Genomic DNA, 10734 nt, shown 5'->3' with positions numbered 1-10734 from the left:
CGGTGCCGGGGTAGGGCGGGGGTCCGTCCCCGGGAGGGTGCGTGCGCGGCCGGGCGGCCGCATCAGGTCCGGCTATGGACCACGTCGGCGTGCTGGCATGATGCTCGCCACCGGTGGCCCGCCGGCGAACGGACGCGCGGAGGAGAGACTGCCTTGACCACGACCGACACGGACAGGGCAGTGCTGCGTGCCGAGGAGACACCCGAGGAGCCACGGCGGAGCGGGGGCCGGGACGGAGGCCCGGGCGCAGGCGGGGACGTACCGGGGGAGGTGCCGGGGAGGAGCGGGCGGCAGCCGTCGCCCTCCAGGCTGTCGGCCGCCGACATACTGACCCTGGGCAACGCGGTCTGCGGGTTCTCCTCGGTGTACTTCATCACCACCGCTGTGCTGGTGCCCTACCTGACGGGCGGTCCGGGCGACGGCACCCTGCGGCAGGGCGCGGCCACCGCCGTCATGCTGATCCTGCTGGCCTCCCTCTTCGACCTGTGCGACGGGCTGGTGGCGCGGAAGTTCCGCAGCTCCGGCATGGGGGCGGAGCTGGACAACCTCTCGGACCTGATCAGCTTCGGTCTCGCGCCGGCCTACTTCGTCGTGGTCTGGGGGCTCGTCGGCGAGGGCGCCCACCTGTGGATGACCGTCGTCGGCGCGGTCGCCGTGCTGCTGGCCGGGGTACTGCGGCTGGCCCGTTTCTCCGTCACCACCTCGCGGGACGGCATGTTCGAGGGCATGCCGATCCCCTTCGCGGCGCTCACCGTCGTCTCGGTCGTCCTGCTGGAACTGCCCTTCGCCCTCACCCTCGCGCTGGTGGTCGGCGTCGCCTGGCTCATGGTGAGCCGGGTCGAGTACCCGAAGCCGACGGGCCGGATGGCGGTCGCCACGGTCGTCTGGGCCGCCGTCAACATCGGCTGCCTCGTCGCCTGGGCCGCCGGTGCGCCCGGGGCGGAGCGCCTGCTGGTGACCGGCTGCGCCCTCCAGCTCTCCCTGGCGGCCCTGCTGCCCCTGGTCGCCACGGGCCGCCGCATCAAGGCCCGGCGCGACCGGCGCGCGGCGTAACGCCCTACGAGGGCAGGAACGCGCCGGAGCCCGGCCACCGGAGGGTGACCGGGCTCCGAGTGCGGAACGGGGGGGCGTCTGTCAGGACTTGCCGGGGTCGGCGCCCTGGCCGGCGTTCTCTTCGTCGTCCTTCTCGGACTTCTTGCCGGTGTCCTTCTCCGACTCCTTGCCCGAGTCGCCGTCCGAGGAGCCCTTGGCGTCGGCGCTGTTGGCCTTGGTGACCGCTGCCACGGCCTCCTTGCCGGCCTTGGTGGCGTCCTCGATCAGGCCTGCGGTCTTCGGGGAGCTCTGGCCGGCGAGGCCGGCGCCGTTGTAGTCGACGGTCACCACGACGTTCTCGACGCGGGTCACCAGCGACTGCTGCTTGAAGGTGCCTTCCTTCTTCTTCAGCTCGTACGAGACCACCGTCGCGGCGTCGCCCGTGCCGGAGACCGGCTCGGTGGCGACCTCCTTGGCGTCCTCGGTGGCCTTGGCGTCGGCGATCTGCTTGGCGTAGTACTTCTCGGCGCGCTTCGCGCCCGAGCCGAGCGCCTCGTCCGAGTCGAACCGCATCAGGGAGACGTGCAGCCAGCGGAACTGCGAGCCGTCGACGCCCTTGTTGTCCAGGCTGTTCCAGGAGCAGGTGGCGCGCGAGGAGGTGTCGTCGGACTTGCCGGTCTTGCCCTTGAGGTTGTCCGCGTCGGGGACCAGGTCCTTCAGCGTCTTCTTGGAGAGCGTGGCGCACGCCTCCGGGAGCGTGCCGTACGCGGCCTTCTCCACGGCCGGAGCGGAGGCCGCGGACGAGGAGGAGGGCTTGTCCTGCTGCGCGTCCGCGCCGCCGGAGGAGTCGTCCGAGGAGCAGCCGGCGGCCACGAGCATCACCGGGACGGCGGCGCAGGCGAGTATGCGGGTCAGTCGCTGTGCTGGTCGGTGCATGGTTCCTTCGCTCAAGTCGTGCGGTCGGGCCGAACCGGACGGATCGGATGGTCCGAGGGGTCACCGTACGCCGAAGCAGCCGGGCGACCCACCCGCTCCACAGGTGCGCGCCGGGGCGCGCGGGGTCACACGTCGCTCAGCCGCTCGGCCAGCAGGCCGGCCAACTCACGCGCCTTTTCCTGCATGGACGCGCTGTCGGGGACCTCGGTCACCTGCTTCGGCTGGGCCTCGTACTCCACGGTGACGATCACGTTGGACGTGCGGAACACCACAGTCACGGTGCGCTGGCCGGAGCCGGAGGAGGAGGTGGTGAGCTGGTCGTCGATGAAGGCGTCGTCGGCCAGTTCCTGAAGGAGGCGCGGCTCCAGGCCCTCGGCCGGGGCGGACGGGTCCACCGTCTCGTCGGCCGGCTCCTCGGTCCTCCCGGTCTCCTTCTCCTTCGCCGCCCCCGTGCCCGGCTTCTGCGAGGTCTCGGGGGAGGCGCCCTGGCCCGCCTCGTCGTCGGCGGGGGCGGTGGCGCGGGCCTCGTCGCGGTCGGCCTTCGCGGAGTCGTCCGCGCGGCGCTCCGGCTGCTCCTCGCGGGGGTCGGAGGGCCGCGGCAGGTCCGCCTCCTTCATCCGGTCCCCGTAGACGGCCTGCGCGCGGGCGTCGTCGCTGACCGAGGCGGAGTACGAGACGACCCGCTCGAAGTCGATCCGCAGCAGGTGCCCGGCGTCCGCCGAGTCCACCTTCCAGCGGCAGCCGGTGCGCCGGTCCGAGTCGTAGGTGACCGAGGAGGTCCCCTCGTACGCCTTCTGCCGCTGCTCCTGGTCGAGCTGGGCCAGCCCCGGCAGCATCGCGTCGAGCGTGCCGGTCTCCACCGCGCGGCAGGGCTGCGGCAGCGTCTGGTACTTGCCGGGCTCGGCCTGGGCGGTGGTCGCCTCGCCGCCGGCCGGCTTGGCGTCGGGGGAGTCCTCGGCGGCCGGGTCGCCGGTGCAGCCCGCCGCGCCGAGGGCCACCAGCAGCATCAGTGTGCCGGTCACCCGTGCCCTGCGGGGATACGCCTTACGCGCCACGGTCGGGGCTCCTCTCGTACGGCTTCGTCACCCGGCGCCGCGCCGGAAATCCGGTTGCCGTGCTGCGGCGGCCGATGGACACAATGTGTATCGCACGCGCCGCCGGGGTCGCCGGTCGCCCGCCCTGTATGCGGGCGTTGATCCCGTTATTTGGCCAGGTATTCGCGCGTGACGTCCAGCGGCCCCGCCCTTCCTGAGCGGCGTGCGGCCGACGTACCGGGGGAACGAGACAACCATGGCTTACCAGGAGATTCCGGGCGCACGAGTGCCCATTCGCATGTGGGCCGACCCGGCGGGGGTCGAGGAGGCGGCGATGCGCCAGCTCCAGAACGTCGCCACCCTTCCGTGGATCAAGGGCCTCGCCGTCATGCCCGACGTGCACTACGGCAAGGGCGCCACCGTCGGCTCGGTGATCGCCATGCGCGACGCGGTCTGCCCGGCCGCCGTCGGCGTCGACATCGGCTGCGGCATGTCGGCGGTGCGCACCTCGCTCACCGCGGGCGACCTGCCCGGGGACCTCTCCCGGCTGCGCTCCAGGATCGAGGAGGCCATCCCGGTCGGGCGCGGGATGCACGAGCGGCCCGTCGATCCGACGCGTACGCACGGTTTCGGCACCAACCGCTGGGAAGCCTTCTGGGACCGCTTCGACACCGTCGCCGACTCCGTCCACTTCCGGCGCGAGCGGGCCGCGCACCAGATGGGCACGCTCGGCTCCGGCAACCACTTCGTCGAGGTCTGCCTCGACACCGACGGCGACGTCTGGCTGATGCTGCACTCCGGCTCGCGCAACATCGGCAAGGAACTCGCCGACCACCACATCGGCGTCGCCCGCGACCTGCCCCACAACCAGGGCATCGTCGACCGCGACCTCGCCGTCTTCGTCGCGGCCACCCCGCAGATGGCGGCGTACCGGAACGACCTGTTCTGGGCGCAGGAGTACGCCAGGTACAACCGCACGCTGATGATGGACCTGCTCAAGCAGGTGGTCTCCCGCGAGTTCAAGAAGGCGCGGGTCACCTTCGAGCCGGAGATCTCCTGCCACCACAACTACGTGAGTGAGGAGCGGTACGACGGGATGGATCTGCTCGTCACGCGGAAGGGGGCGATCCGGGCCGGCAGCGGGGACTACGGGATCATCCCCGGGTCGATGGGGACCGGGTCGTACATCGTGAAGGGGCTCGGGAACGAGGCCTTCTTCAACTCCGCCTCGCACGGGGCCGGGCGGCGGATGAGCCGGAACGCCGCCAAGCGGAGGTTCTCCCTGCGGGACCTGGCCGAGCAGACACGGGGTGTGGAGTGCCGGAAGGACTCCGGGGTCGTGGACGAGATCCCCGGGGCCTACAAGCCCATTGAGCAGGTCATCGACCAGCAGCGGGATCTGGTCGAGGTCGTGGCTCAGCTCAAGCAGGTCGTCTGCGTCAAGGGGTGACGCCTGCTGGGCCTGTCCTTTCCGCTCGCGCCCGGCCGGCCATGCGGTCAGAGATGGCCTCAAGCGCCGGCCGGGCCGGTTCTCGGCGTCAAGCGCCGGCCGGGCTGCCGTTTGCCGGCCGGGCTGTGCTCTGCCGCCCGCGGCTGTCTTCGGCCTTGGGCTGAGTGGCCGGGTGGCTCGGTACCCTCGGAGAGGTGCCCGGTCGTAGGTGTGCGGGGTGCTGGTCCGTAGTCGCGTGCCGGTTGTGTGGTGCGCCCTAGGCAGTGTCTTCAAATGATCATCGCTGGTGGATCATGGTGTCGTGATACGTCGCCATGAACTGTCCGATGCTGAGTGGGAGTTCGTCCGGCCGTTGCTGCCCGTGTCGTTGCGGGGGCGGAAGCGGCTGGACGACCGCAGGGTCCTGAACGGGATCGTGTGGAAGTTCCGGACCGGGACGGCCTGGCGGGACGTGCCCGAGCGCTATGGCCCGTGGGCCACGCTGCATACCCGTTTCCGCAGGTGGGCGGCGGACGGAACGTTCGACCGAATGCTGCTGGCCGCCCAGGCGAAAGCGGACGCGGCGGGCGACATCGAGTGGCTGGTGTCGGTCGATTCCACCATCATCCGGGCCCACCAGCATGGGGCCGGGGCTCGAAAAGGGGGCTCCGCGACCCGGCCCTCGGGCGGTCCAGGGGCGGCCTGACCAGCAAGATTCATCTTGCCTGTGACGGCAGAGGCCGTCCGCTCGGCTTCGTCGTCACGGGCGGCAACACCAACGACTGCACCCGGTTCACCGCCGTGATGGAAGCGATCCGGGTGCCCCGGATCGGACCGGGGCGACCCCGCACCCGGCCCGATCACGTCCTGGGCGACAAGGGCTACAGCTCGAAAGCGATCCGCGCCTGGCTCCGCCGCCGCGGCATCCCTCACACGATTCCCGAGCGTGCCGACCAGGTCGGCAACCGGGCCAGACGGGGCAGTCGCGGTGGCCGCCCGCCGGCCTTCGACCGCGAGGCCTACAAGCACCGCAACGTCGTGGAACGGTGCTTCAACCGCCTGAAGCAGTGGCGCGGCATCGCCACCCGCTACGACAAAACCGCCCAGTCCTACGAAGCGGCCGTCACGCTCGCGGCACTCCTGATGTGGGCGTGACATTTGACGACAGAACCTAGTACGACAGGTCTCGCGGTTCCCTTGGCACTATCCTCTGCTTCGCTGCTGTCCTCTGCCCCTGCCCCCATGCCGCCGTCCGGTGGCAGTGAGCTGCTGGGGCGGTTCCGGATGTCGCCGCGGCGGTTGTGGACCGAGGTGCTGGCGGGGCTGGTGGTGGCGCTGGCGCTGATTCCGGAGGTCATCAGTTTCTCGGTGATCGCGGGGGTGGAGCCGGCCGTGGGGCTGTTCGCCTCGTTCACGACGGCCGTGGTGATCTCCGTGGTCGGCGGGCGGCCGGCGATGATCTCGGCCGCCGCCGGGGCCGTTGCGCTGGTGATCGGGCCGCTCAACCGGGAGCACGGGCTCGGGTACCTGATCGCCGCCGTGATCCTCGGCGGGGTGATCCAGATCGTGCTGGGGGCGCTGGGCGTGGCCCGGCTGATGCGGTTCGTGCCGCGCGCGGTCATGGTCGGGTTCGTCAACGCGCTCGCCGTGCTGATCTTCCTCGCGCAGGTCCCGGAGATGGAGCACGTGCCGTGGGCGGTCTATCCGCTGATCGTCGGCGGGATCGCGCTGATGGTCGTCTTCCCGAAGGTGACCACCGTGGTGCCCGCGCCGCTCGTCTCCATCGTGGTGCTCACCCTGGTCACCGTCGGCGCCGGGCTCGCCGTGCCGACCGTCGGTGACCGGGGCGCCCTGCCCACCTCACTGCCGGCCCCGGGCCTGCCGGACGTCCCCTTCACCCTCGACACCCTGACGCTGATCGCCCCGTACGCCGTCGCGCTGGCCCTGGTCGGGCTGATGGAGTCGCTGCTGACCGCGCAGCTCGTCGACGATCTCACCGACACCCGCTCCAACAAGAGGCGCGAGTCGGTCGGGCAGGGTGTCGCCAACGTCGTCACCGGCTTCTTCGGCGGCCTCGGCGGCTGCGCCATGATCGGCCAGACCATGGTCAACGTGAAGACGGCCGGGGCCCGGACCCGCCTCTCCACCTTCCTCGCCGGGGTCTTCCTGCTGCTGCTCTGCCTCACCCTCGGCCCGGCCGTCTCGGCGATCCCGATGGCGGCGCTGGTCGCGGTGATGGTGATGGTCTCCTTCACCACCTTCGACTGGCGCTCGATCACCCCGGCGACCCTGCGCCGCCTGCCGGTGGGCGAGACCGCCGTCATGGCGGTCACCGTCGTCTTCGTGGTCGCCACCCGCAATCTGGCCGTCGGTGTGATCGCCGGCTGCCTGGCCGCGCTCGGGGTCTTCGCGCGCCGGGTCGCGGGCCGCGCGGAGCTGGCCGTCACCCGCGCCCCGGACGGCTCGACCGTGCGGTACGCGGTCACCGGCGACCTCTTCTTCGCCTCCGCCAACGGCCTCGCCGACCGCTTCGACTACGCCGGGGACCCGGACGAGGTCGTGGTGGACCTCGGCGCGGCCCGGCTCTGGGACGCCTCGGCGGTCGCCGTGCTGGACACGATCACGGCCAAGTACGCCCAGCGCGGCAAGCACGCCGAGGTGACCGGGCTGACCGGCCCGGGCGCCGAACTGCACGCGCGGCTCAGCGAGCGTGCGTGACGGCGTAGATCATCACGAAGGCGACGATGTGGATGCCGAAGAAGAAGTAGCCCAGCGACCACCAGACGTACTTCTCGGTCCGGGTCTCCTCCGCCAGCCGGCGGCGCTCCTGGGGGGTGGCGACGGGACGCTCGGGCGGCCCGGGAGCCGGGTCGGGGCCGGGGGTTTCCGGGCCGGGTGCGGAGGCGGTCATGGGCGGATCACAGTTCCCGGTGGACCTTGGTGTTGGACGCCTGCGCGCGGGGGCGGAGCACCAGCAGGTCGACGTTGACGTGGCTGGGGCGGGTCACCGCCCAGGCGACGGTGTCGGCGACGTCCTCGGCGGTCAGCGGCTCGGCGACGCCCGCGTAGACCTTGGCGGCCTTCTCGCTGTCGCCCCGGAAGCGGGTCAGGGCGAACTCGTCGGTCTTCACCATGCCCGGGGCGATCTCGATGACCCGCACCGGAGTCCCGACGATCTCCAGCCGCAGCGTCTCGGCGAGGACGTGCTCGCCGTGCTTGGCGGCGACGTACCCGGCGCCGCCCTCGTAGGTGGCGAGCCCGGCCGTGGAGGAGATGACCACCACGGTGCCGTCGCCGCTCGCGGTGAGGGCGGGCAGCAGGGCCTGGGTGATGTTGAGGGTGCCGATGACGTTGGTCTCGTACATCTGGCGCCAGTCGTCCGGGGAGCTGGCGGCGACCGGGTCGGCGCCGAGCGCGCCGCCCGCGTTGTTCACCAGCACCGCGATCCTCCGGAAGGCGGTGGCGAACTCGTCGACGGCGGCCCGGTCGGTCACGTCCAGCGGGTACGCGGTGACGCTGTGCCCCGCCTCGCCCAGCTCGGCCGCGAGCGCCTCGATGCGGTCCTTGCGGCGGGCGGTCAGCACCACCCGGTACCCGGCCTCGGCCAGCTTGCGCGCGCTGGCGGCGCCGATGCCGCTGCTCGCACCGGTGACGACGGCGATCCGGTTGCCGGGGGTGGGCGCGGCGCTCATGACGGTGCTCCTCGGAGAAGGTCGGCGGGACGACTCCCGGGGCCGGACGACCCCCGGAACCATCCGCCAGCATAGGCACCGCGCCCACCGGGTCCACGCCCGAGGCGGTTCAGCGCAGCAGCTTGCTGAAGTGGAAGGCGCGGATCGAGAACCGCTCGCGCAGGTAGAAGCGGTGCGCGTCGGTGCGCTGGGTGCCCGAGTCGAGGTCCAGGACGCGGCAGTCCAGCTCGCGGGCCCGGTCCTCCAGGTACGCGACGAGTTCCCGGCCGGCGCCGGTGGAGCGGGCCGCCTCGGCGGTGACCAGGTCGTCCACGTAGAGCTTGCGGATGGCGCTGGTGTTGGCGATCACCCGCCACCCCGCGACCGCCACGCACCGGCCCTCCGTGTCGTACAGCGCGCTGAAGCGCAGGCCCTGCGGGTGGCCGGCGGCGTAGACCTCCTCCAGGAGGCGGGCGGTGAGGTGGGGGCGCAGTTCGGCCAGGACGGGGAGGGCGTCGGTGGTGAGGCGGGGGTCGCCGGGGGCCAGGTCGATGATGTTCATGGCAGCACGGTAGGCGCTGCCGCCGGGGCTCCTCCCCAGGTGGGTACGGGGTGATCCTGGCACACTGGGACGAGGGCCGGCATGGGGTGGTACGGGCGCTTTTCGCCCTGTAGGAGGCGGGGGAATACCTCGGGGGAGCCTCTCGTTGGACGGGTATAGTTGAACACTCAACAACCTGCGGAAGGTGAGCCAGCCATGCAGTTCGGGATCTTCAGCGTCGGCGACGTCACGCCGGACCCCACCACCGGCCGGACCCCGACGGAGGCCGAGCGGATCAAGGCGATCCTGCGGATCGCGGAGAAGGCGGAAGAGGTCGGCCTCGACGTCTTCGCCACCGGCGAGCACCACAACCCGCCGTTCGTCCCCTCCTCGCCCACCACCATGCTCGGCTGGGTCGCCGCCCGCACCGAGAACCTCATCCTCTCCACCGCGACCACCCTCATCACCACCAACGACCCGGTGAAGATCGCCGAGGACTTCGCGATGCTCCAGCACGTCGCGGACGGCCGGGTGGACCTGATGCTCGGCCGCGGCAACACCGGCCCGGTCTACCCCTGGTTCGGCAAGGACATCCGCGAGGGCATCCCGCTGGCCATCGAGAACTACGCCCTGCTGCACAAGCTGTGGCGCGAGGACGTGGTCGACTGGGAGGGCAAGTTCCGCACGCCGCTCCAGTCCTTCACCGCCACCCCGCGCCCGCTCGACGGCGTCCCCCCGTTCGTCTGGCACGGCTCGATCCGCTCCCCGGAGATCGCCGAACAGGCCGCGTACTACGGCGACGGCTTCTTCCACAACAACATCTTCTGGCCCATGGAGCACACCAAGCGCATGGTGCGCCTCTACCGCAACCGGTACGCGCACTACGGCCACGGCACCCCCGAACAGGCCATCGTCGGCCTCGGCGGCCAGGTCTTCATGCGGAAGAACTCCCAGGAGGCGGTCCGCGAGTTCCGCCCGTACTTCGACAACGCGCCGGTCTACGGACACGGGCCGAGCCTGGAGGAGTTCACCAGCCAGACCCCGCTGACCGTCGGCTCGCCCCAGCAGGTGATCGAGCGGACTCTCAGCTTCCGTAAGGACGTCGGCGACTACCAGCGCCAGCTGTTCCTGATGGACCACGCCGGGCTCCCGCTCAAGACGGTCCTGGAGCAGCTCGACATCCTCGGCGAGGAGGTCGTCCCGGCGCTGCGCGAGGAGTTCGCCAAGGACCGCCCGGCCGACGTCCCCGACGCCCCCACCCACGCCTCCCTGCGCGCCCGCGCCCAGGAGAGCGCCGATTCCAAGGCGGTGACCAAGTGACCGAGTTCCCTCTCCAGTCCGGCGAGCGCCCCGCCGCCGAGGCCCCCGACGGCCTGGCCGACGACCCGCGCCACAGCGCGGAGGAGCCCGTCTCCCGCTCCGGCCCCCTGCGGGTCGTGGTGGTCTCGGCCGGCCTGAGCGTGCCCTCCTCGACCCGGCTGCTCGCCGACCGCCTCGGCGAGGCCGCCGCCCGCGACCTCGGGGCCGCCGAGGTCCCGGTCCGGGTCGACACGGTCGAACTCCGCGACCTGGCGGGCGACATCGCGCAGAACTTCACCGCCGGCTTCCCCGGCCCGAAGCTCGCCGCCGCCCTCGACCAGGTCACCGGCGCCGACGCGGTCATCGCCGTCACGCCGATCTTCACCGCCTCCTACAGCGGTCTGTTCAAGTCGTTCTTCGACGTGCTCGACCAAGAGGCGCTGACCGGCAAGCCGGTGCTGATCGCCGCCACCGGCGGCACCGCCCGCCACTCCCTCGCCCTCGAACACGCCCTGCGCCCGCTCTTCGCCTACCTGCGGGCCGTGGTCGTCCCCACCGCCGTCTACGCGGCCTCCGAGGACTGGGGCAACACCGACGGGCTCAACCGCCGCATCGACCGGGCCGCCGCCGAACTGGCCGCCCTGCTCGCCGGGACCGGCGGACGCCGGGCGGCCCCCGCCGCCGACCCGCTGGAGGAGGTCGTCCCCTTCGCCGAGCAACTGGCCGCCCTGCGCGTCCAGGAATGAGGGCTGGACGCCGGGGACGGCGACACGACGGCGGTGCCCCCGGACC

General features: G+C 71.9%; 11 protein-coding genes. 6 read left to right on the top strand and 5 right to left on the bottom strand.

Annotation, left to right across the window (positions count from 1 at the left end; all coding sequences use genetic code 11):
* The first annotated feature begins 153 nt into the window (after positions 1-153).
* Positions 154-1053, top strand: coding sequence for a CDP-diacylglycerol--serine O-phosphatidyltransferase (gene pssA / locus ABZ863_RS34235; protein WP_023422512.1), 900 nt, complete (start codon positions 154-156; stop codon positions 1051-1053).
* Positions 1054-1134: 81 nt separating this feature from the next.
* Here pssA and ABZ863_RS34230 read toward each other — a convergent pair whose 3' ends face one another.
* Both ABZ863_RS34230 and ABZ863_RS34225 read right to left on the bottom strand, forming a co-directional pair.
* The gene (locus ABZ863_RS34230) at positions 1135-1968 is read right to left on the bottom strand and encodes a DUF3558 family protein (protein ID WP_023418797.1); all 834 of its coding nucleotides are present in this window, start codon (positions 1966-1968) and stop codon (positions 1135-1137) included.
* A 125-nt stretch (positions 1969-2093) separates the two neighbouring features.
* Positions 2094-3023 (bottom strand): hypothetical protein, encoded by a 930-nt coding sequence (locus tag ABZ863_RS34225; protein WP_358543801.1) that lies wholly within the window; start codon positions 3021-3023, stop codon positions 2094-2096.
* 235 nt (positions 3024-3258) lie between these two features.
* Here ABZ863_RS34225 and ABZ863_RS34220 point away from each other — a divergent pair, with 235 nt between their 5' ends.
* From ABZ863_RS34220 to ABZ863_RS34210, 3 genes are all read left to right on the top strand, one after another.
* Positions 3259-4452 carry an RtcB family protein gene (locus tag ABZ863_RS34220; RefSeq protein WP_358543798.1) on the top strand — a complete coding sequence of 398 codons (1194 nt, stop codon included), beginning with the start codon at positions 3259-3261 and terminating at the stop codon, positions 4450-4452.
* Between the two features lie 304 nt (positions 4453-4756).
* A protein-coding gene (locus ABZ863_RS34215) for an IS5 family transposase (RefSeq protein ID WP_358290813.1) occupies positions 4757-5586 on the top strand; the annotation gives its coding sequence in 2 pieces (ribosomal slippage) (positions 4757-5096 and positions 5096-5586; 831 coding nt in all).
* Positions 5587-5715: 129 nt separating this feature from the next.
* Positions 5716-7149, top strand: coding sequence for a SulP family inorganic anion transporter (locus ABZ863_RS34210; RefSeq protein WP_358543805.1), 1434 nt, complete (start codon positions 5716-5718; stop codon positions 7147-7149).
* Here ABZ863_RS34210 and ABZ863_RS34205 read toward each other — a convergent pair.
* From ABZ863_RS34205 to ABZ863_RS34195, 3 genes are all read right to left on the bottom strand, one after another.
* A complete protein-coding gene (locus tag ABZ863_RS34205) occupies positions 7133-7342 on the bottom strand; it encodes a hypothetical protein (protein ID WP_023422515.1) in 210 nt (69 codons plus the stop codon). The genes ABZ863_RS34210 and ABZ863_RS34205 overlap by 17 nt on opposite strands.
* A 7-nt stretch (positions 7343-7349) precedes the next feature.
* Complete coding sequence (locus tag ABZ863_RS34200; protein WP_023418801.1) at positions 7350-8123, bottom strand: SDR family oxidoreductase; 774 nt, start codon at positions 8121-8123, stop codon at positions 7350-7352.
* A 109-nt stretch (positions 8124-8232) separates the two neighbouring features.
* Positions 8233-8664 carry a GNAT family N-acetyltransferase gene (locus ABZ863_RS34195; RefSeq protein WP_023418802.1) on the bottom strand — a complete coding sequence of 144 codons (432 nt, stop codon included), beginning with the start codon at positions 8662-8664 and terminating at the stop codon, positions 8233-8235.
* Between the two features lie 195 nt (positions 8665-8859).
* Here ABZ863_RS34195 and ABZ863_RS34190 point away from each other — a divergent pair, with 195 nt between their 5' ends.
* Entirely contained in the window at positions 8860-9963 is a 1104-nt protein-coding gene (locus ABZ863_RS34190; RefSeq protein WP_358543796.1) for an LLM class flavin-dependent oxidoreductase, read from the top strand.
* Positions 9964-10070: 107 nt separating this feature from the next.
* Positions 10071-10688, top strand: coding sequence for an FMN reductase (locus ABZ863_RS34185; RefSeq protein ID WP_358543803.1), 618 nt, complete (start codon positions 10071-10073; stop codon positions 10686-10688).
* Positions 10689-10734: the final 46 nt, after the last annotated feature.

Origin of the sequence: Saccharomonospora sp. NPDC046836, assembly GCF_040645195.1 — a bacterium.
GTDB lineage: Bacteria > Actinomycetota > Actinomycetes > Mycobacteriales > Pseudonocardiaceae > Prauserella_A.
The sequence above is the reverse complement of the archived record's forward strand: the minus strand, read 5'-3'. Positions and strand labels throughout refer to the sequence as shown.

Bases quoted from the DNA above. Each gene is read 5' to 3' on its own strand.
- ABZ863_RS34230 (WP_023418797.1), bottom strand. From the start codon at position 1,968: ATGCACCGACCAGCACAGCGACTGACCCGCATACTCGCCTGCGCCGCC.
- ABZ863_RS34220 (WP_358543798.1), top strand. From the start codon at position 3,259: ATGGCTTACCAGGAGATTCCGGGCGCACGAGTGCCCATTCGCATGTGG.
- ABZ863_RS34210 (WP_358543805.1), top strand. From the start codon at position 5,716: ATGTCGCCGCGGCGGTTGTGGACCGAGGTGCTGGCGGGGCTGGTGGTG.
- ABZ863_RS34205 (WP_023422515.1), bottom strand. From the start codon at position 7,342: ATGACCGCCTCCGCACCCGGCCCGGAAACCCCCGGCCCCGACCCGGCT.
- ABZ863_RS34200 (WP_023418801.1), bottom strand. From the start codon at position 8,123: ATGAGCGCCGCGCCCACCCCCGGCAACCGGATCGCCGTCGTCACCGGT.
- ABZ863_RS34195 (WP_023418802.1), bottom strand. From the start codon at position 8,664: ATGAACATCATCGACCTGGCCCCCGGCGACCCCCGCCTCACCACCGAC.
- ABZ863_RS34190 (WP_358543796.1), top strand. From the start codon at position 8,860: ATGCAGTTCGGGATCTTCAGCGTCGGCGACGTCACGCCGGACCCCACC.